This window comes from Microbacterium sp. No. 7 (assembly GCF_001314225.1).
Taxonomy (GTDB): Bacteria; Actinomycetota; Actinomycetes; order Actinomycetales; family Microbacteriaceae; genus Microbacterium.
In genome coordinates, this window is the sequence record NZ_CP012697.1 from 453,206 (window position 1) to 471,982 (window position 18,777).

Sequence of the window (18,777 nt, forward strand, 5' to 3'; positions counted from 1 at the left end):
GGTAGGCGCGCACCCCGCTGGTTGAGTAGCCGCCGCGGAGCGGCGGCGTATCGAAACCCTTGTATTGGTCCGTTACACGGGTCTCGATACACCCGCGCTGCGCGCGGGCACTCGACCGGCGGGGTGTGTCGCGTCCGCGTGGGTACTCGCCCGGCGGGCGCTGTCGCGCGCCGGGCGTAGGCTGGAGGGGTGACCGACCGCGCGCTCCGTCTCGCCGGGCCGGCGACACTCGTGGCGGCGGCACTCGCCGCGCTCATCGCCGCGCTCGTCGTGGGCGGCGGCGCGGCACCGCTGATCCAGGGCGACCCCGGCGCGGTCGTGCGGTGGGGGCTCCCCGCCGCGAAGCTCGTGGTCAACCTGTCGGCGGGGCTGATGGCGGGCGGGCTCGTGCTCACGCTGTTCGCCCTGAAGCCCGACGACAAGATCTTCGCCCGGGCACTGGATGCCGCCTCGATCGCCGCGGCCGTGTTCACCATCGCGGCCGGCACGACCACGTACCTCACCTTCCTGTCGGTGATCCCCGCGACGCCGAGCGCCGACATGCTTTTCGGCGAGCAGCTGGGGCAGTTCCTCACCACGACCGAGGTGGGCTTCGCCTGGCTGCTGACGACCGTGCTCGGCGCGATCGTCACCGTGCTCGCGTTCGCCGTGCGCGGCTGGACGACGACGCTCCTCGTCGCCGCGCTCGCGCTCGTCACCCTCATCCCCATGGCGACGCAGGGCCACTCCGGCGAGGAGACCGGGCACACGATCGCGGTCTCCGCACTGAGCCTGCACCTGCTGGGCGCGGCCGTCTGGCTCGGCGGCCTGCTGCTGCTCGTGCTGCTGCGACCGGGCGTTCCCCGCGCGCGCCTCGCCGAGCTCGTCGCCCGCTACTCGAGCCTCGCCCTCGCCGCCTACGTCGTCGTCGCCGTCTCGGGCGTCGCGCGCTCGGCCGTCGGCCTCGCCTCGTGGGGCGACCTGCTGAGCCCCTACGGCGCCATCCTGCTCACGAAGGTCGCCGCGCTCATCGCGCTCGGCGCCTTCGGCGCCTGGTACCGCACGCGGCTCATCGCGCGGATGCGCGAGGATGCGGCATCCCGGCGCTTCTGGTCGCTCGTCGCGATCGAGCTCGCGATCATGGGCGTCGCGAGCGGCGCCGCCGCCGCCCTCGCGCGCACGCGCCCCCCGAGCGACACGCGCCTGCCCGCGCTGCTGAGCCCCGCCGAGATCCTCACGGGCTCGCCCCTGCCGCCCGAGTTCACGCCCGACCGCTGGCTCACGGCGTGGAACCTCGACCTGCTGTGGGCCGTCGCCTGCGGGTTCGCCGCGTTCTTCTACGTCGTCGGCGTGGTCCGCCTGCGCCGCCGCGGCGACCACTGGCCGCTGCACCGCACGATCCTGTGGCTGTTCGGCATCGCGCTGCTCGCGTGGACCACGAGCGGCCCGATCAACGCCTACCAGGAGTACCTGTTCAGCGTGCACATGATCGGCCACATGCTGCTGACCATGGCGATCTCGCTGCCGCTCGTGTTCGGCGCCCCCGTGACGCTCGCGGCGCGGGCGATCCGCAAGCGCTCCGACGGCACGCGCGGGGGCCGCGAGTGGATCCTGTGGGCCGTGCACACGCCGTGGGCGCGCGTCATCACGCATCCGCTCGTCGCGGCGGGCGTGTTCATCGGCTCGCTGTGGCTCTTCTACTACTCCGACCTGCTGCGCTGGTCGATGTACGACCACCTGGGGCACCAGTGGATGGTCGCGCACTTCCTCATCTCGGGATACCTGTTCGTGCAGTCGCTCGTCGGCATCGACCCCGTGCCCTACCGACTGCCGTATCCGGGCCGGCTCATCACGCTGCTCGCCGTGATGGCGATGCACGCCTTCTTCGGCATGTCGATCATGATGGCGAACGGCCTGTTCGTCGCCGAGTGGTTCGGCGCGATGGGGCGCACGTGGGGCCCCGATCCGCTGCACGACCAGTACATCGGCGGCGGCGTCGCGTGGTCGATCGGCGAGATCCCCACGCTCATCCTCGCCATCACCGTCGCGATCCAGTGGAGCAGGTCGGACGAGCGGGCCAGCCGCCGCGCCGACCGGCACGCCGACCGCACGGGCGACGAGGAGCTCGTCGCCTACAACGCGAAGCTCGCGGCCCTCGCCGAGCGCGACGCGCGCCAGCAGGGGCGCTGAGGGCGCACGGCCGCGTCGAGTCAGCCCGCCTCTGCGATGCCCGCTGCGCCGTCCAGCCGCTGCCGGATCCCGTTCATCGCGGTCAGCCAGCGATCGGTGTCGTCGGCGCGAGCCCGGTAGTACCCGCGCACCTCGGGATGCGGCAGGATCAGCAGCTCGTCGCCGTCGAGCGCCGCGAGCGTCTGCCGGGCGACGTCCTCCGGCGTGAGCACGGCGTCGTGCGTCAGCAGCGGCTTCAGCGGGCCCGACTCGTCGAGGATGCGCGTCTGCACGCCCTGCGGGCAGATCGCCTGCACCACCACGCCGCGGTGCCGGTAGGTGGCCGAGAGCCATTCCGCGAACGCCACCGCGCCGTGCTTGGTCACCGAGTACGCCGGCGCGCCGAGCATCGTCAGCAGCCCGGCCGCCGACGCCGTCACGACGAACCGCCCGCGGCCCGCCCGCACCCACTCGGGCACGAGCAGCCGCGCCGCCCGCACGTGCGCCAGGACGTTGACCTGCCACGACAGCTCCCAGTCGGCCTCCCGTGCGTCGAGGCCCTCGCCGCGGAGCACGCCGGCGTTGGCGAACCACGCGTCGATCGCGCCCAGCCGCTCGCGTGCCGTCGCGACGAGCGCCGCCACGCCCGTCTCCGATGCCGCATCGCCCGGCGCGGCGTGCGCATCGCCGCCCGCGGCGGCGATGGCGTCCACGGTCCGTGCGACGCCGGCGGCGTCGATGTCGGCGACGACCACGCGGGCGCCGGCGGCAGCGAGAGCCTCGGCCAGGGCGGCGCCGATGCCGCCGCCGGCACCCGTGACGACGATGCCCGCGCCGTTGGGATCGAAGGCCCTCACCGCTCAGACCCCGCCGGTGAGCAGCAGGCCGCCGTCGACGGTGAGGGTCTGTCCCGTCATCCACGCGGCATCCTCGGAGAGCAGGAACGCGACGGTCGCGCCGACGTCGTCCGGCGTGCCGAGCCGCTTGAGCGGATAGGGCGCCGCGACGTCCTCCTCCCGTCCCTCGTACAGGGCGGAGGAGAACCGCGTCTTGACGACGCCGGGGGCGACGGCGTTGACGCGGATGCCGGGGCCGAGCTCGACCGCCAGCTCCTCGGTGAGATGGATGACGGCGGCCTTCGAGACGCCGTAGAAGGCGATGCCGGGGGAGGGCCTCAACCCGACGACCGAGGCGACGTTGACGATCGCGCCGCCGTGCTCTCCCTGCCAGGCGGCGGCGACCTTCTTCACCCACGACAGGGTGGCCAGCACGTTGACCTCGAGGATCTTCCGCGCCGCCGCGAGGTCGAGGTCGCGCAGCGGGCCGTAGACGGGGTTGATGCCGGTGTTGTTGACGAGGAGGTCGACGGCGCCGAAGGTCTCGATCGCCCTCGCGATCGTCTCGTCCTGGTGCGCCTCGTCGTCGGTCGAGCCCGCGACCGCGAGCGCCACCGCCGGGCCGCCGAGCTCGGCGACCGCCGCGTCGAGCGCCTCCTGACGGCGTGCGGTGATCACCACCCGCGCGCCGTCGGCGACGAGCCGTTGCGCGATCGCCAGTCCGATGCCACGGCTGGCGCCGGTGACGACGGCCGTCTTCCCCTCGAATCTCCGGGTCATCGTCGAGCCCTCTCGGTGGTGGTCGTCGCATCCGGCGGCCGCGGACGCTCGCGGTCCTCGTCGACCTTCGACGACATTGCCGACTGAGCGCTCGCTCAGTCATTGATACGGCATCCATTGTGTCCCACGGCGAGGTCTCCGTCAAACCCCCGCAGGACGAGTCCGGAGGCTCAGCCCGCCGCCGACACCTCGATGGATGCCCGTCCGTCGGGCAGGATCTCGATGGTCCCCTCCAGGGAGAACGGCACGTCTTCGCGCAGCTCGATGATGGTGCCGTCGGCGATGAGCATGACGTCGACCGCGAGGTGCGCGATCGCCTCGGTGGGCATGATGGCCCAGTGCCCGCCGTCGGGCACGATCGTCACCGTCGGCTGCTGCGCGATCGACCACTCCGGCTCGGTCACGATGCGGTTGCGGATCTCGTAGCCGAAGGGGCAGCCGGTGGGCTGCAGCACGCGCTGGGTCGCGCACCGGGTGAGGAACGACTCGACCTCCTCCTGCACGACGTCGATGAAGCTCTGCGTCGGCTCGGTCTGCACCTCGACGGGGATGCGCTTGAGGGGGCTGTCCGACAGCACCGCGACGCCGGCGCTGTGCGAGACGGCCGTGTCGACGGTGATGGAGTAGAGGCCGGGCGAGAAGACGAGCATCGGCACGGCGGTGAGCGGGTCGGCGTTCGACCCCTCGACGGAGATCTGCCGCTTGTCGATCGTGAAGCCGTTGACGGAGAACTGCATCGATCCGCGCACCGCGAGGTCGATGACCGCGAGGGGGCTCTTCATGAACCGCCACGCCGGCGCGACGCCGATCCACCCGTTCGGCTCCACGCTGAACGTGCTCGTGCCGCTGTGCACGCCCGCCGTGTAGGCGACGGTGACCTCGTGCACGCCGTCGTGCTCGGCGGTGCCGGTGACCCGCACGTCGGTGAGCGGGGCGAGCGCGTCGCGGCGCAGGAGCGCGTCGGACGACGTCTGCGGGAGCCCCGCGGCCCCCAGCTCCGCGGAGCCGACGCGCACGCCCGGGACCTCGAGCGCCTCGGCGGCGCGACCCTGCCCGAGCAGGTCGAGGTAGTGCTCGACGAACGCGGCGGGGGAGTAGAACCGCTCGTACACCGTGGCGGCCGTCGCGGCGAACGCCGCTCCCAGCAGGATGCCGACGAGGGCGAGCATCGTGAGATCGAACTGCAGCGTGCGGCGGTACCGGGCCGCGACGAGGGGCCGGCCATCGCCGGAACGCGGGCGCGCGACCGCGACGACGGCCGCGCCATCGCCGGAATGTCGGTTTTCGGCCGCGACGACGGCTCGGCCGTCGTCGCGGGGCGCATCCATGGACCAAGTCTAGAAAGGGCCGGTGACGCGAAGCTGATAACTAACATGGATGGGATGACCGCGCGCGCCCTCTCCCCCGAGCAGGAGGAGCTGTTCCGGCGCATCGAGACGACGCGCGACCACGTCTTCGTCACGGGCCGCGCCGGCACGGGCAAGTCGACCCTTCTGCAGCACCTCGCCTGGAACACCGACAAGCAGATCGCCGTGTGCGCGCCGACGGGCGTCGCGGCGCTCAACGTCGAGGGGCAGACGATCCACTCGCTGTTCCGGCTGCCGATCGGGCTCATCGCCGACAGCGAGCTCGACCAGACCGACGCGACCCGCCGCATCCTCAACGCGATCGACACGCTCGTGATCGACGAGATCTCCATGGTCAACGCCGACGTGATGGATGCCATCGACCGCGCCCTGCGGCAGGCGCGCCGCCGCCGCTCCGAGCCGTTCGGCGGCGTGCAGGTCGTGATGTTCGGAGATCCCTATCAGCTGTCGCCCGTGCCGCCGCGCGGCGACGAGCTGCGCTACATCCGCGACCACTACCGCTCGTTCTGGTTCTTCGACGCGCAGGTGTGGGCGGGGCCGCGCGGCGACGGCGGCACGATCCGCTCCGACGGCCTGCTCGACCTCGGCCGCGTCGGGGCGCCCCTGCACATCGCGGAGCTGCGCGACATCCACCGGCAGTCCGATCCCGCGTTCAAGGCGATGCTCAACGCCGTGCGGCACGGCGTCGTCACGGCCGACATCGCCGGGTTGCTGAACGCGGCGGGCGCGCGGCCGGTGCCCGAGCCCGTCGAGGGCGAGGCGCCCATCATCACGCTCGCGACCCGCAACGACATCGTGAGCCGCATCAACCAGCGTCATCTCGACGCGCTGCCGGGACCGGTGCAGACGGCGCGCGCCGACATCAGCGGCGACTTCGGCCGGGGTGACGCGGCGTACCCCGCCGAGCCCGAGCTGCAGCTCAAGGTGGGCGCGCAGGTGATGTTCCTGCGCAACGACGTGGGGGGCGGCTACGGCGGCGACGGACCGCGCTGGGTCAACGGCTCGATCGGCACCGTCACCCGCATCGCGGGCGGCACCGTGCGCGTCGAGCTCGACGGCGAGGAGCACGACGTCGAGCCGGCCGTGTGGGAGCGGTTCCGCTACGCCTACGACGCGGGGTCGCGCAAGCTCACGCGGGAGATCGTCGCGGAGTTCACGCAGTTCCCGCTGCGGCTCGCGTGGGCCGTCACGATCCACAAGTCGCAGGGCAAGACGTACGAGCGCGCCGTCGTCGACCTCGGCTCCGGCGCCTTCGCGCCCGGCCAGACCTACGTCGCCCTCTCGCGGCTCACGTCGATCGACGGCCTCTACCTCTCACGCCCCCTGCGCCCCGCCGACATCCTCGTCGACGCCGACGTACGCCGCTTCATGGCATCCGTCCCCCGCTGACCCGCACCGGCGCCGGTCGCCCGCGCTTCCTCCGCTGGTTGAGTAGCGCGCGCAGCGCGCGTATCGAAACCTGGGTAACGGGCCGTGGGATGGGTCTCGATACACTCGCGGCTCCGCCGCGAGCACTCGACCAGCGGGGCGGGGTGCGGTGGGGCGCGATGGGGTGGGGCGGGCATCTGCCCCCCGCTGGTTGAGTAGCCGCCGGAGGCGGCGTATCGAAACCCTTCCCACGGACCGTTACACGGGTCTCGATACACTCGCGGCTCCGCCGCGAGCACTCGACCAGCGGTGTGTGGGGCGCGATGGGGTGGGGCGGGCATCTGCCCCCCGCTGGTTGAGTAGCCGCCGGAGGCGGCGTATCGAAACCCTTCCCACGGTCCGTGACACGGGTCTCGATACGCTCGCGGCTGTGCCGCGAGCACTCGACCAGCGGTGTGAGGGGTGTGGGGCGGTCAGGCGGCGCGGGCGGCCTTGTCGGCGGCGAGGTCGACGAAGAGCTCGGTGTTGAAGCGGTAGGCGAGCAGCACCTCGTCGATCACGCGCTCCTGCTCCGCGGCATCCCATGGGGCCGTGTCGAGCTGCTCGCGGTAGACGTCCTTGAAGGCGCGGGGGTCGGCGATCTCGCTGAAGATGTAGAAGCCGATGCCGTTCGTCTCGAAGCCGAACTGCCGCGCCATGATCTTGCCGATGAACTGGCCGCCCGACAGGTCGCCGAGGTAGCGCGTGTAGTGGTGCGCCACGAAGCCGCCGGGCCACGTCGACGCCACCTCGCGGATGCGGGCGACATAGCGCTCGGTCGTCGGCAGCGGCGAGATGCGCGTGCGCCAGTCGTCGCCGAGCAGGAAGGCGAGGTCGGCCTCGAGCGCGGGCAGTCGCGTGAGCTTGTCGCTGATGAAGAGGGATGCCACGGGGTCGTTCGCCATGGCCGACGCGGCGTCTTCGAGCGCGTCGTAGATGAACCAGTGCTGCGCGACCAGGGCGATGTAGTCGTCACGGGTGCCCTTGCCGCGCATGAGGTCGGCCATGAAGCCGGCGTGCTCGCTGTCGGAGTGGGCGCCGTGGGAGCGCTCGCGCAGTGTAGTGGAGAACGGGGTGAACTCGGCCATGGACCGAGCATAGCGTGTTTTAGGGTCAGCTAACCTGAAGGTTCATCCAGAGTTTACAAACGATGTCAGCTGTGCGGGCGCGGGGTGACGCCCAGGCGCGCGCACGCCGCGTCGTAGAGGGCGACGATCTCGCGGCGCACCTCCGGGCGCTCGGTGATGGGGCCGCCGGGCCACGGCACGCGGATGACGTCCTCGCTGCCGTCGGCCGTGATCACGTGCCACTGGCCGGCCTCGCCGTCGAACGTCACCATCTCGGCACGGATGACGTCGGCGAGCGGCGAGAACGCGCGGGCGATGAGCACGTTGTCGTCGCTGTGGTCGTTGTTCATGTGTCCGGTCACGCCGCGCAGCGTGCCGTCGTCGAAGGTGTGCGCCATGTCCTCACCTTAGAGGCCGCCGTGCCACACGTCGGAGCGTCGGCCGTGACGTACGCTGGAGGTCGACTATCTGCAGGAGGATCGATGCCGCGCACGCGTCGTGCCAGGTGGGCTGCCGCTGTCGGGGGAGCCATCGCCCTGGCCCTCTCTGCGACGGCGTGCGCGCCCACGGCATCCGTCACGGTCATTCCCGACACCGCGGTGACGGGCGCCCTCGACGCGTCGACCGCCGACCGGCTGCGCGCCGTCGTGGAGCACGCGATGGAGGCGACGGGCTCGACCGGCGCCGTCGTGGGCGTGTGGGTGCCGTGGGCGGGCAACTGGGTCGAGGCGTTCGGCACGAGCGGGCCCGGCGGCTCCGCCGTGAGCGTCGACATGGCGTTCCCCGTCGCGAACATGACGAGGCCCATGACGTGCGACGTGCTGTACGGCATGGTCGCCGACGGCCGCGTGGCGCTCGACGACCCCGTGACGCGCTGGGTGCCGAGCGTGCCGAGCCTCGGCGAGGAGGTCACGCTCGGGCAGCTGTGCGACAGCACGAGCGGCATCGGATCGTTCGCCCCGCAGCTCGGCCCGCGCTGGATCGCCAACCCGTCGCGCTCGTGGCCGGCCGCCGAGCTCGTCGCATTCGGCATGGGCAACAAGACGGGCCTGGAGCCCGGCGCGACCTACCGCGACTCCGACACCGGCTACGTGCTGCTCGCGCTCGCGCTGCAGAAGGCCTCGGGCGACTCGATCGACGACCTCCTGCGCCACTACGTGTTCGAGCCCCTGGAGATGACGACGGCCACGCTGCTCGACGCGCTGGAGGAGCCCGTCGCGCACATCGGCGGACTCTACTCGCCGACCGTCGACGGCCAGGTCGACTGTGCGAGCCCGCTCGACATGTCCGACCTGTCGCCGTCCGCGACGCACGCGGCGGGCGGGGTGACCGCGAGCGTCGAGGACCTCGGCCGCTACCTGCGCGCGCTCGCGCAGGGCACCCGCCCCTACGACTCCGACGCGCGGTTCGACGAGCCGCTGCCCACCTACAACGGCGCGCCCGCGTGGTACACCGCGGCGGGCGGGGCCATGCAGTTCGGCTCGCTCGTCGGCCAGTTCGGCGCGGTCCCCGGCGCGATCGTCGGCGCCGCGGCCGACCGGGCCACCGGCATGACGGTCGTCGTGATGCTGAACAACTCGCGCGCCGGGGGCGACGTCGGCGCGTATGCCCTGTGGCAGCTCGCGGCGATCGCGGCGAAGGCACCGGCATCCTCGGGCTCGGCGGCCGACGTCGCGCTGCCGTGGACAGCGGAGCAGTTCGCGGGATCCATCGACCAGGCCGCCGTCTGCCCGACATCGTGACCGCGCGGCCCGTGCCACCGCCGCACCGGCGCCGCGGCCGGTGACATGAGCCCGCGGTCGGCCTCGGCGGTGCTCTTCGTCGTCGCGGGCCTCGCGTGCCAGGAGGTCGGCGCCGCGCTCGCGTACCTGCTGTTCCCGCAGGCGGGACCGCTCGGCATGGTGTGCCTGCGACTCGCGTTCTCGGCCCTCATCCTGCTCGCGATCGCGCGCCCGCGTCTGCGCGGGCTCACCCGTGCCGACGTGACCGCCGTGCTCTGGTTCGGCCTCGTGCTCGCCGTGATGAACGGGCTGTTCTACCTGGCGCTCGAGCGGCTCGCGCTCGGCGTCACGGTCACGATCGAGGTGCTCGGCCCGCTGGTGCTGTCGATCGTCGCGAGCCGCCGCGCGTCGGCGTGGCTGTGGGCGGGCCTCGCGTTCGCGGGCGTCGTCGCGCTCGGCGGAGGCGGCTGGGACCGGCTCGACCCGCTCGGCGTGCTGTTCGCGACCGGCGCCGCGGCGTCGTGGGCGTTCTACATCCTCGCCTCGGCCCGCGTGGGCGCGCGGTTCCGCGGCCTCGACGGGCTCGCGCTCGCGATGGCGGCCGGCGCGCTCGTGTCGCTCCCGTTCGGCATCTGGGATGCCGGTGCCGCGCTGCTGCGCGTCGACATCCTCGCGCTCGGGGCGGCCGTCGCGCTGCTGTCGTCGACGATCCCCTACGCGCTCGAGCTCATCGCCCTGCGCCGGCTGCCGGCATCCGCCTTCGCCGTGCTCATGAGCCTCGCGCCGGCCACCGCCGCGATCGCGGGCTTCGTGCTGCTGGGACAGGGCATGACGTGGCTGGAGGCAGCGGGCATCGCGCTCGTGATCGTCGCGTCGATGGGCGCGGTGCGGGGCGCCCGGCAGGGGGACGCGGTCGGCGGGCCGTGATCACGGGGCCGACGCCCCGTCATCGCGGCGGATGTTCACGGCACCGTGACGAGGATCTCGGCATGCGGCAGCAGGATCCAGCCGTCGGGGTCGTCGGCCCAGCGGCGCCAGCCTGCCGAGATGCGCTCCAGGCCCGCGTGGTCGGTGAGGCCGAGGCGCAGGGCGTTGTCGGCGAAGGCCGACGCGACGGCGCGCTCCTCCCACATCCCGCCCCACCAGGCGCGGTCCTCGGCGTTCTCGAACAGCCACAGCGAGGCGGAGCACGCGATGTCGGTGAACCCCGCCCGGCGCGCCCAGGTCTTGAGATAGCGGCCGGCGGCGGGCTCGCCGCTGGTGCCGCGGTGCACCCGCAGGTAGAGGTCGAGCCACTCGGTCAGCTCGGGGGAGCGGGGCGCGAAGATGACGCCCTCGTAGTCGACGTCGCGCACCGCGATCGTGCCGCCCGGCGCGGTCACGCGGCCCATCTCCCGCAGCATCGCGACGGGGTCGGTCACGTGCTGCAGCACCTGATGGGCGTGCACGACGTCGAAGGCGTCGTCGGGCAGGTCGAGGGCGTACGCGTCGCCCGTCGCGAAGCGCAGGTTCGCGAGCCCGCGCTCCGCCGTGTCGGCGATCGCCTTCTCGACGACGGATGCCGCGGCATCCACGCCCAGCACCTCGCCGGGCGCGACGAGCTCGGCGAAGTCGGCCGTGATCGTGCCGGGGCCCGACCCGATGTCGAGCACGCGCAGGCCGGGCCGCAGGCGCGGCAGCAGGTACGCGGCCGAGTTCTCGGCGGTGCGCCAGGTGTGCGAGCGCAGCACGCTCGCGTGATGTCCGTGGGTGTATGCGTCGGCCATGGGAGCGAGTCTAGGGGCGGGCGGTGCCGGCGCGATTCCGCCTCCGCGGGAGGCCTCGCCGGGTGAGGCCGGTCCGAACTCCTCCGATCCTGCATCGCGACGGTCGCGCGACCACGGAAACACCGGCGATCACGTGACGCGGGCGACCGGATCGGAGGAGTTTCGGCACGCGCTTCCTCGTGACCCACGCGTCCGCGGCATCCGGACGATCGGTCGGATGCCGCGGACGCGCGGTCGGGTGCGGCGCCGCGCGGCGCAGGACGCTGGGAGGATGACCACGACCGCGCCGATCCCGACCGTCCCCGCCGACCGCTCCGCCCCGCCCCGGCTGCGCTATGGCGCGCTGATCGCGATGATGGCGATGAGCTTCCTGCTCGTCACGGCCGAGTTCCTGCCGAACGGCCTGCTCACCGAGATCGCGGACGAGCTGGGCGTGACCCCGGGCGCCGCCGGCCAGCTCGTGACCGTCACCGCCCTCGTGGGGCTCGTCGTCGCGCCGACGGTCGGGCTCGCGCTGCCGCGCCTCGACCGGCGCACGCTGCTCGTGTGGATGGCGCTCGCCGCGGCGCTGTCGAACGCGATCGTCGCGATCGCGCCGAACCTGCCGCTCATGCTGCTCGCCCGCGTGCTGCTGGGCGCCGCGCTCTCGGCCTTCTGGACCATGTCGATCAGCGTCGCGGCGCGCATCGCGGGCCCCGAGCGGCTGGGGCGCGCGGTCATGTTCACGACGGCAGGCACGTCGCTCGCGACGGTGGCGGGCGTGCCGGTGGGGGTCATGCTCGGCGAGCTGATGAGCTGGCGGGCGGTGTTCGTGCTCGCCGCGCTCGCGACGGCGGCGCTCGCCGTGGCCCTGCGGATGCTGCTGCCGCGCGTGCCGGCCGAGAACGCCGCGCGGCTGTCGGTGCTGGCCGAGACGCTGCGCCGGCCCGGCGTCGCGCTCGCGCTGGGCGGCCACGTGCTCGTCGTGCTGGGACATTTCATCGCCTACACGTACGTGCGGCTCGCCCTCGAGCGGGTGCAGGCGGACGGCATCCCCGTCGACGCGTCGACGATCGTCGTGCTGCTCGCGGTGTTCGGCGTGGGCGGGCTGCTCGGCAACCTCGTGATCGGCGTCGTCATCGACCGCACGTTCCGGCCGCTCGCGGTCGCGAGCCCGCTCGTGATCGCCGTGACGGTCGTGCTGATGATCGTGGGGTCCGGGATGCCGTGGGTCGTCGGCGTCGCGGCCTTCGTGTGGGGCTTCTTCTTCTCGTCGTGGCTGATCATCGTCAACACGTGGGTCGGCCATCGCCTGCCCGACCGGCTGGAGGCCGGCGGCAGCCTCGTCGTGGTCGGCTTCCAGGCCGCGATCATGCTCGCGGCGGGCGCGGGCGGCGCCCTCGTGGATGCCGTGGGCGTCACGGTCGTGTATCCGATCGGCGCCGCGGTGCTGGTGGGCGGGGCGGTGCTGTTCGGCCTCTCGGACCGGGCGGAGCGGGCGTGACGGCGGGCCGGGCGGGGGGGCGGCAGGGGTGCGGCAGGCAGGCGAGTCGCCGGGCGCGGCATCCTCTCGCGGGTGCCGGGCGGCCTACGTGCGGTCGAGCGCCCGCGAGGTGCGCCAGGCCGACGGCGTGAGCCCGGCGTGCCGGCGGAACGCGCGGCTGAAGCCCTCGTCGGAGCCGTAGCCCAGCTCGCGCGCCACGTCGCCGATGCTGCCGCCCTCCGCGAGCAGGCGTCGCGCCGCCCGCATCCTTACGTCGGTGACGAACTGCGCGGGCGAGAGGCCGAACGCGGCGCGGAACCGCTCGGCGAACACCGTGCGCGACATGGCGCCGACGCTCGCGAGCGCGTCGACGGTCCAGTCGCGTCCCGGGTCGGCGCGCACGGCGTCGGCGACCCGGTCGAGGAAGGCGTCGCCGCTGCCCGCGGGCCAGCCGTCGGGCGCGCAGCCCAGCGTGCTCCACGCGCGGATCACCGACTGCAGCAGCGTCGTCGCCATCGTGCGGCAGATCACGAGGTCGCCGTCACGGCTCGGGCATCCGTCGCCGTCGACGCCCATGTGCAGCGCGAGGGCGGCCGCGCCGGGCTCGTGCTCGGCGAAGCCGCGCACCCACGCGGCGCTCGGCAGCAGATCGGCGACGTGCGCGGCGTGCTCGTCGAGGCGCAGCCGCGAGAGCAGGATGCCGGAGCCCGCGTCGATCGCGAGGGATGCCGGGTGGCGGCCGTTCGTGATCAGCGCGTCGCCGGCCGACAGGGTCTCGCGGATGCCGTGCTCCCCGGCGCGGATGCCCGTGCTCGCGCTAAGGTCACAGCCGGTGCGGCCCGCGCTGCGCAGCCGCACCGATCCCGCCACGACGTAGCCGACGGTCAGGTCGTGCGGCTCGATCGCGATCGCCTCGTCGCGCAGGGCCGTGATGCGGCGCTGATGACGCACGCGGATCGCGATGCCGCCGAGCACGTGCTCGAGCGCGGCATCCTGCTGCACGTCGGGCACGGGCGCGAGGGAGGTCACGCTGGGGGGAACCGGCGGGGCGGGGCCGGTATTCCGGCGATGGCGGCTCGTGTCGGGCGGACCGTGCGGACCGTGCGGCGCGGAGCGTGTGCGGGGGCGCGCGGCGTGGTTCGGTGTGCGGCGTGCAGGAGAAAACGGCCGCGACGGCCCGCGAGCCGCACGACACGCCCGGGATCGCGAAAACGTCCTGCATGGCGCACCGGGCGCGGGGCACGCCGCGCCGCTACACCGCGCCGAGAGCCGGCGACGCGCGTCGGCAGGAGTGCGCTGGGTGGCACATGGAGGGGCTGACGGGAATCGAACCCGCGCTGTCTGCTTGGGAAGCAGAAGTTCTGCCATTGAACTACAGCCCCGCACCGGCCGGAGCCGACCGCACCAGCCTACCATTCACGGCCGCGGACGCCCCGGCATCACCGCTACGCTGAACACGTGCTGCTCTCCGACCGCGACATCCGGGCCGAGCTCGCCGCCGGCCGCATCGGCCTCGACCCCTTCGACCCCGCGATGGTGCAGCCCTCGAGCATCGACGTGCGGCTCGACCGGTACTTCCGGCTGTTCGACAACCACAAGTATCCGTTCATCGACCCGGCCGAGGACCAGCCCGACCTCACGCGCCTCATCGAGGTCGCGCCCGACGAGCCGTTCATCCTGCATCCCGGCGAGTTCGCGCTCGGCGCGACGTTCGAGCAGGTGTCGCTCCCCGACGACGTCGCGGCCCGTCTGGAGGGCAAGAGCTCGCTCGGCCGCCTCGGCCTCATCACGCACTCGACCGCGGGGTTCATCGACCCGGGGTTCACGGGGCACGTCACGCTCGAGCTCGCGAACGTCGCGACCCTGCCGATCAAGCTCTGGCCGGGCATGAAGATCGGCCAGTTCTGCTTCTTCCGCCTCACCTCGCCCGCCGAGAGCCCCTACGGCTCGGGCGCGTACGGCAACCGCTACCAGGGGCAGCGCGGCCCCACGGCATCCCGCTCGTTCCAGAACTTCCACCGCACCGACGTCGGCGTGAGCGACGCGGGCGCCACCGGCGCCTGAGCACCCTCGTTCCCGAGGGCCACGTTCCTTCCCGAGGGCGGATGCCGCGGCATCCCTCCTCGGGAACGAGAGATCTCCTCGGGAACGTGCGCGGCGGCGACGCCCGTGCCGGGCGTGCCGGCATCAGGACCACGCCCCCACGAACGGCACGGGGCGCGGATGCCGCAGCATCCGCGCCCCGTGAGGACCGAGCGATCCGTCAGCTCTGCGCGAGGGTCCCCGAGAGCGAGCGCTCGACCTGCTCGTCGCGGGGCACGACCTTCACGCGCTCGCGCGCGTACTGGTGCGTCTGGCCCAGGTGACGCTCGTGCGCGTCGAGGGCGAGCCAGCCCTCCCACGTGGTGTAGGCGACCTCGCGCTCGGCGAGGAGTGACAGCACGTCGGCGTCGACCGTCGGCGCCTCGAGCGCGCCGGCCTGCGCGTCGGCGACGAGGTGCGTGATGGTCTCCATCGCGTCCGACTTGGTGTGGCCGATGAGGCCCACGGGGCCGCGCTTGATCCAGCCGGTGGCGTACAGGCCCGCGAAGGGCGCGTCGGTGACGCGGCCCTCGACGTTGGGCACGACGCCCGCCTTCTCGTCGAACGGGGCGCCGACGACGGGCGTGCCGTAGTAGCCCACGGCGCGGTACACGGCCTGCACGGGGATCTCGCGGACCTCGCCCGTGCTCCGGACGACGCCCTCGGCGTCGGGCGCCGTGCGCTCGAAGCGCAGGCTCTCGACGCGGTCGGTGCCGAGCACGGCGACCGGCGCGTGGTAGAAGTGCAGGTGCAGGCGGCGGCTCGCCTCGCCCGCGGGCTTCTTGCGCCACTGGTCGAGCGTGCGCAGCATGACCTTGAGCTGGTTGTTGGCGGGCACGAAGCCCTCCAGGTAGGCGAAGTCCTCGTCGTACAGCACGATGTCGACGTCGGGCACCTCGCCCAGCTCGCGCAGCTCGATCGGGGTGAACTTGATGTCCTGCGGGCCGCGGCGGCCGAAGACGTGCACGTCGGTGACGGCCGAGCCCTCCAGGCCCTCCAGCACGTTGTCGGGCACCTCGGTCGTGCGCTGGTCGCGGCCGTGCTTGGCGAGCACGCGCGCCACGTCGAGGGCGACGTTGCCGTTGCCGATCACGGCGACCTCGGCGGCGTCGAGCGGCCAGGTGCGGGGCACGTCGGGGTGGCCGTCGTACCAGGCGACGAAGTCGGCGGCGCCGTAGGAGCCCGGCAGGTCGATGCCGGGGATGTCGAGCGCCGCGTCGCGGATCGCGCCCGTCGCGAGGATGACGGCGTCGTAGCGTGCGTGCAGCTCGTCGAGAGCGATGTCCTTGCCCACCTCGACGTTGCCGATGAGGCGGATCTTGCCCGAGTTGAGCATCTCGTGCAGCGAGTCGACGATGCCCTTGATGCGCGGGTGGTCGGGCGCGACGCCGTAGCGGATGAGGCCGTACGGCGCGGGCAGCGACTCGAACAGGTCGATCGCGACGGTGCCGCCGGCCTCGGCGACCGAGTTCGAGAGGATGTTGCCCGCGTAGATGCCGGCGGGTCCGGACCCGACGATCGCGACGCGCAGGTTCAGGGGTGAGCTCATGAGTGGTCTTTCCTACGGAGTGAGGGGACGGACGAAACGATAGTCGTGTCAGCTGGATGCCGGCACGGAAGCACGCAGCTCTTCGGGCGCATAGACGCTCAGCGCGACGACGTCGCCCACGACGACGACGGCGGGAGAGCGCACCTTGCGGCGTGCGGCCTGGTGGGCGATCGACGCGAGCGTGCCGATCGTGACGCGCTGCCCGTCGCCGAAGCCGTCCTCGACGACCGCGACGGGGCAGTCGGCGCCGCGCTCGCCGCGGGCGAGCACCATCGCGGAGTGCGCGAGGGTGCCGACGCCCATGAGCAGCACGACGGTGTGGTCGCGGCCGCCGCCGATCTCGCCGATCTGGTCGTGACCGGTCACGACCGTGAACGACGTGGCGATGCCGCGATGCGTGAGCGGGATGCCGGCGATCGCGGGCACCGCGATGGCGCTCGTCACGCCCGGCACGATCTCCGCGTCGACGCCGTGCGCCCGGCAGTGCTCAAGCTCCTCGGCGCCGCGCCCGAAGACGTAGGGGTCGCCGCCCTTGAGCCGCACGACGCGCTTGCCGTCCTGCGCCAGCGTCACGAGCAGCTCGTTGATGGCGTCCTGCGGCACGGCGTGGTGGCCGGGCGTCTTGCCGACGTCGACGATCTCGGCGTCGAGCGTGACGCCCTCGGCCGCGAGGCCGTCGAGCACGGCGCGTGCGCCGAGCCGGTCGGCGACGATGACGTCGGCCTCCTGCAGGGCGCGCAGGCCGCGCAGCGTGAGCAGCCCGGGATCCCCGGGGCCGGCGCCCACGAGCGAGACGAATCCGGTCATCGGCTTCCTCCTTGCAGCAGTCCACGGCGGCGCAGCAGGCGGCGTTCCACCGGGTTGAACACCAGCAGCTCGACCAGAATTCCGATGAACAGGATGAGCAGGATGGTCGCGAGCACGCCCGCGAGGTCGGCGAGCTCGCGGCTCTGCTGCAGCATCGCTCCCAGTCCGAAGCCGATCGTGCCGCCCATCGCGATGATCTCGGCGGCCATGAGCGAGCGCCACGAGAACGCCCAGCCCTGCTTGAGGCCCGCGACGTAGCCGGGCAGCGACGCGGGCAGCACGATGAACAGGGCCTGGTGCACGCGGCCCGCGCCGAGCACGTGCCCGACACGGCGCAGCTGCGGCGGCACCTGGTCGACGCCCGCGGCGAGGCCGTTGACGATCGAGGGGATCGCGCCCATCAGGATGACGAAGTAGACCGTGGCGTCCGAGAGCCCGAACCAGATGATCGCGGCCGGCACCCAGGCGACCGACGGCAGCACCTGCAGGCCCGAGACGATGGGGCCGACGGCGCGGCGCAGCCAGCGCACCTCGGCGAGCAGCAGGCCGAGCGGCGTCGCGACCGCGATCGCGATGAGGAAGCCGATGATCCCGCGCTCGAGGCTCGTCGCGACGGCCGTCTGCAGGCGGTCGGTCTCCCACGCCGAGCCGAGGGCGCCCAGCACGTCGAGCGGCCCGGGCGCGATGTCGGGCCGGGGCTGCACGATGACGGTGTAGAGCTGCCACAGCACGAGCAGCACGACCACGAAGACGATGGGCGGGATGGCGGATGCCGCCACCTTGCGCCACGCGATGCCCGAGCGCTGCTCGTCGGTCTGCAGGCGGTCGAGGCCGGCCTCCAGGCTGCGCAGGTCGTCGGCGGGAGGCGCGGTGAGGGCGGAGTCACGCGGCATTGCGGCGGATCTCCGTTCGCAGGTGGCCCGTGATCTCGGTGGCGAGGGCGCCGACCTCGGGCGATTCGATGCGGCGGCCGACGGTCTTCTGCACGCGCCATTCGCGGGCGATGCGGCCGGGCCGGCTCGACAGCAGCACGACGCGCTGGCCGAGGCGCACGGCCTCGCGCACGTTGTGCGTGACGAAGACGATCGCGCGGCCCGTCGCGCGCCACACGTGCTCGAGCTCCTCGTGCAGGAGGTCGCGGGTGATGGCGTCGAGCGCCGCGAACGGCTCGTCCATGAGCAGCACGGGACGGTCCTGGGCGAGGGCGCGGGCGAGGGCGACGCGCTGGCGCATGCCGCCCGACAGCTCGTGCGGGCGCTTGTCGGCGGCATCCGCGAGGTTCACGGTGTCGAGCAGCGCGAGCGCCTGCTCGCCGCGCTCGCGGCGGGGCACGCCGCGCAGCCGCAGCGCGAGCTCGACGTTGCGCCGTGCCGTGAGCCACGGCATGAGCGCGGAGTCCTGGAACATGAACGCCGCACCCTCGGGGGGCGTCGTGATGCCGCCGCCGGTGGGGGCGTCGAGCCCCGCGATGAGGTTGAGCAGCGTCGACTTGCCGCAGCCCGACGCGCCGAGCAGGCACACGAACTCGCCGGGCAGGATGTCGAGGCTCACGTCGTCGAGCACGAGCGCGCCGCGGCCGAACCGCTTGCTCACGTGCTCGAGCCGCACGGCCGGCTCGGGGGGAGGAGCGGGCGCGGGCGGCGGCGCCGTCATGTCGAAGCTCGGGCCGAGCAGGTTCGGCACCGTGGATGCCGGGGTCGCGGCGGTCTGTGCGCCGGGAGCCTGCCCGCCGGCGGTCTGCGCCGCGGGCGCCGGCGCGGAGCGGCGCGCGGGGGAGCTGTTCTG

17 protein-coding genes and 1 tRNA gene are annotated in these 18,777 nt (G+C 73.1%); 6 read left to right on the forward strand and 12 right to left on the reverse strand.

Translation table 11 applies throughout. The features are described from left to right. The first annotated feature begins 189 nt into the window (after positions 1-189). Entirely contained in the window at positions 190-2,169 is a 1,980-nt protein-coding gene (locus AOA12_RS02015) for a cytochrome c oxidase assembly protein (protein ID WP_054679442.1), read from the forward strand. 20 nt (positions 2,170-2,189) lie between these two features. On the opposite strand, the gene AOA12_RS02020 is transcribed toward AOA12_RS02015, so the two are convergent. The 3 genes from AOA12_RS02020 to AOA12_RS02030 form a co-directional block, all read right to left on the reverse strand. Further along, positions 2,190-3,005 (reverse strand): SDR family oxidoreductase, encoded by an 816-nt coding sequence (locus tag AOA12_RS02020; protein ID WP_054679445.1) that lies wholly within the window; start codon positions 3,003-3,005, stop codon positions 2,190-2,192. A gap of 3 nt (positions 3,006-3,008) precedes the next feature. Next, positions 3,009-3,764 carry an SDR family oxidoreductase gene (locus AOA12_RS02025; protein ID WP_054679449.1) on the reverse strand — a complete coding sequence of 252 codons (756 nt, stop codon included), beginning with the start codon at positions 3,762-3,764 and terminating at the stop codon, positions 3,009-3,011. A gap of 170 nt (positions 3,765-3,934) precedes the next feature. Further along, complete coding sequence (locus AOA12_RS02030; RefSeq protein ID WP_082405862.1) at positions 3,935-5,092, reverse strand: hypothetical protein; 1,158 nt, start codon at positions 5,090-5,092, stop codon at positions 3,935-3,937. Positions 5,093-5,146: 54 nt separating this feature from the next. On the opposite strand from AOA12_RS02030, the gene AOA12_RS02035 reads away from it, so the two are divergent. Continuing rightward, positions 5,147-6,520, forward strand: coding sequence for an ATP-dependent DNA helicase (locus tag AOA12_RS02035; RefSeq protein ID WP_054679451.1), 1,374 nt, complete (start codon positions 5,147-5,149; stop codon positions 6,518-6,520). A gap of 452 nt (positions 6,521-6,972) precedes the next feature. Here AOA12_RS02035 and AOA12_RS02040 read toward each other — a convergent pair whose 3' ends face one another. Both AOA12_RS02040 and AOA12_RS02045 read right to left on the reverse strand, forming a co-directional pair. Next, on the reverse strand, positions 6,973-7,626 hold the full coding sequence (locus AOA12_RS02040; protein WP_054679454.1) for a biliverdin-producing heme oxygenase: 654 nt from the start codon (positions 7,624-7,626) through the stop codon (positions 6,973-6,975). A gap of 65 nt (positions 7,627-7,691) precedes the next feature. Next, positions 7,692-8,003, reverse strand: coding sequence for a DUF2470 domain-containing protein (locus AOA12_RS02045; protein WP_054679457.1), 312 nt, complete (start codon positions 8,001-8,003; stop codon positions 7,692-7,694). 84 nt (positions 8,004-8,087) lie between these two features. Here AOA12_RS02045 and AOA12_RS02050 point away from each other — a divergent pair, with 84 nt between their 5' ends. Together AOA12_RS02050 and AOA12_RS02055 are read left to right on the forward strand one after the other, a co-directional pair. Beyond that, positions 8,088-9,347 (forward strand): serine hydrolase domain-containing protein, encoded by a 1,260-nt coding sequence (locus tag AOA12_RS02050; RefSeq protein WP_054679460.1) that lies wholly within the window; start codon positions 8,088-8,090, stop codon positions 9,345-9,347. A 45-nt stretch (positions 9,348-9,392) separates the two neighbouring features. Beyond that, positions 9,393-10,253, forward strand: a complete 861-nt coding sequence (locus AOA12_RS02055; RefSeq protein ID WP_082405864.1) for an EamA family transporter — start codon at positions 9,393-9,395, stop codon at positions 10,251-10,253. A 35-nt stretch (positions 10,254-10,288) separates the two neighbouring features. Here the strand turns inward: AOA12_RS02055 and AOA12_RS02060 are convergent, their stop codons facing one another. Continuing rightward, positions 10,289-11,092, reverse strand: coding sequence for a methyltransferase domain-containing protein (locus tag AOA12_RS02060; RefSeq protein ID WP_054679462.1), 804 nt, complete (start codon positions 11,090-11,092; stop codon positions 10,289-10,291). 271 nt (positions 11,093-11,363) lie between these two features. On the opposite strand from AOA12_RS02060, the gene AOA12_RS02065 reads away from it, so the two are divergent. Next, entirely contained in the window at positions 11,364-12,575 is a 1,212-nt protein-coding gene (locus tag AOA12_RS02065; RefSeq protein WP_054679465.1) for an MFS transporter, read from the forward strand. 84 nt (positions 12,576-12,659) lie between these two features. On the opposite strand, the gene AOA12_RS02070 is transcribed toward AOA12_RS02065, so the two are convergent. Next, positions 12,660-13,583, reverse strand: coding sequence for a helix-turn-helix transcriptional regulator (locus tag AOA12_RS02070; protein ID WP_054679468.1), 924 nt, complete (start codon positions 13,581-13,583; stop codon positions 12,660-12,662). 279 nt (positions 13,584-13,862) lie between these two features. Further along, positions 13,863-13,936 (reverse strand) — tRNA-Gly (locus AOA12_RS02075). Positions 13,937-14,012: 76 nt separating this feature from the next. On the opposite strand from AOA12_RS02075, the gene dcd reads away from it, so the two are divergent. Continuing rightward, positions 14,013-14,618: a dCTP deaminase gene (gene dcd / locus AOA12_RS02080; protein ID WP_054679470.1), complete on the forward strand. Its 606-nt coding sequence runs from the start codon at positions 14,013-14,015 to the stop codon at positions 14,616-14,618. A gap of 199 nt (positions 14,619-14,817) precedes the next feature. Here dcd and AOA12_RS02085 read toward each other — a convergent pair whose 3' ends face one another. From AOA12_RS02085 to AOA12_RS02100, 4 genes are read right to left on the reverse strand one after another with little or no spacing between them, the layout of a single operon-like run. Next, positions 14,818-16,185 carry an FAD-dependent oxidoreductase gene (locus AOA12_RS02085; protein ID WP_054679474.1) on the reverse strand — a complete coding sequence of 456 codons (1,368 nt, stop codon included), beginning with the start codon at positions 16,183-16,185 and terminating at the stop codon, positions 14,818-14,820. A 48-nt stretch (positions 16,186-16,233) separates the two neighbouring features. Continuing rightward, positions 16,234-16,992, reverse strand: coding sequence for a uroporphyrinogen-III C-methyltransferase (gene cobA / locus AOA12_RS02090; RefSeq protein WP_054679478.1), 759 nt, complete (start codon positions 16,990-16,992; stop codon positions 16,234-16,236). Continuing rightward, the gene (locus AOA12_RS02095) at positions 16,989-17,885 is read right to left on the reverse strand and encodes an ABC transporter permease (RefSeq protein ID WP_054679480.1); all 897 of its coding nucleotides are present in this window, start codon (positions 17,883-17,885) and stop codon (positions 16,989-16,991) included. The genes cobA and AOA12_RS02095 overlap by 4 nt, the downstream gene beginning before the upstream one ends. Next, entirely contained in the window at positions 17,875-18,645 is a 771-nt protein-coding gene (locus tag AOA12_RS02100; protein WP_054686745.1) for an ABC transporter ATP-binding protein, read from the reverse strand. The genes AOA12_RS02095 and AOA12_RS02100 overlap by 11 nt, the downstream gene beginning before the upstream one ends. Positions 18,646-18,777 lie beyond the last annotated feature (132 nt).

What these genes read in the sequence shown, in the direction of transcription:
- AOA12_RS02065 (WP_054679465.1), top strand. Translation starts at nt 11,364, where the DNA reads ATGACCACGACCGCGCCGATCCCGACCGTCCCCGCCGACCGCTCCGCC.
- AOA12_RS02025 (WP_054679449.1), bottom strand. Translation starts at nt 3,764, where the DNA reads ATGACCCGGAGATTCGAGGGGAAGACGGCCGTCGTCACCGGCGCCAGC.
- AOA12_RS02095 (WP_054679480.1), bottom strand. Translation starts at nt 17,885, where the DNA reads ATGCCGCGTGACTCCGCCCTCACCGCGCCTCCCGCCGACGACCTGCGC.
- cobA (WP_054679478.1), bottom strand. Translation starts at nt 16,992, where the DNA reads ATGACCGGATTCGTCTCGCTCGTGGGCGCCGGCCCCGGGGATCCCGGG.
- AOA12_RS02050 (WP_054679460.1), top strand. Translation starts at nt 8,088, where the DNA reads ATGCCGCGCACGCGTCGTGCCAGGTGGGCTGCCGCTGTCGGGGGAGCC.
- AOA12_RS02100 (WP_054686745.1), bottom strand. Translation starts at nt 18,645, where the DNA reads ATGACGGCGCCGCCGCCCGCGCCCGCTCCTCCCCCCGAGCCGGCCGTG.
- AOA12_RS02035 (WP_054679451.1), top strand. Translation starts at nt 5,147, where the DNA reads ATGACCGCGCGCGCCCTCTCCCCCGAGCAGGAGGAGCTGTTCCGGCGC.
- AOA12_RS02085 (WP_054679474.1), bottom strand. Translation starts at nt 16,185, where the DNA reads ATGAGCTCACCCCTGAACCTGCGCGTCGCGATCGTCGGGTCCGGACCC.
- AOA12_RS02030 (WP_082405862.1), bottom strand. Translation starts at nt 5,092, where the DNA reads ATGGATGCGCCCCGCGACGACGGCCGAGCCGTCGTCGCGGCCGAAAAC.
- AOA12_RS02055 (WP_082405864.1), top strand. Translation starts at nt 9,393, where the DNA reads ATGAGCCCGCGGTCGGCCTCGGCGGTGCTCTTCGTCGTCGCGGGCCTC.
- AOA12_RS02040 (WP_054679454.1), bottom strand. Translation starts at nt 7,626, where the DNA reads ATGGCCGAGTTCACCCCGTTCTCCACTACACTGCGCGAGCGCTCCCAC.
- AOA12_RS02060 (WP_054679462.1), bottom strand. Translation starts at nt 11,092, where the DNA reads ATGGCCGACGCATACACCCACGGACATCACGCGAGCGTGCTGCGCTCG.
- AOA12_RS02045 (WP_054679457.1), bottom strand. Translation starts at nt 8,003, where the DNA reads ATGGCGCACACCTTCGACGACGGCACGCTGCGCGGCGTGACCGGACAC.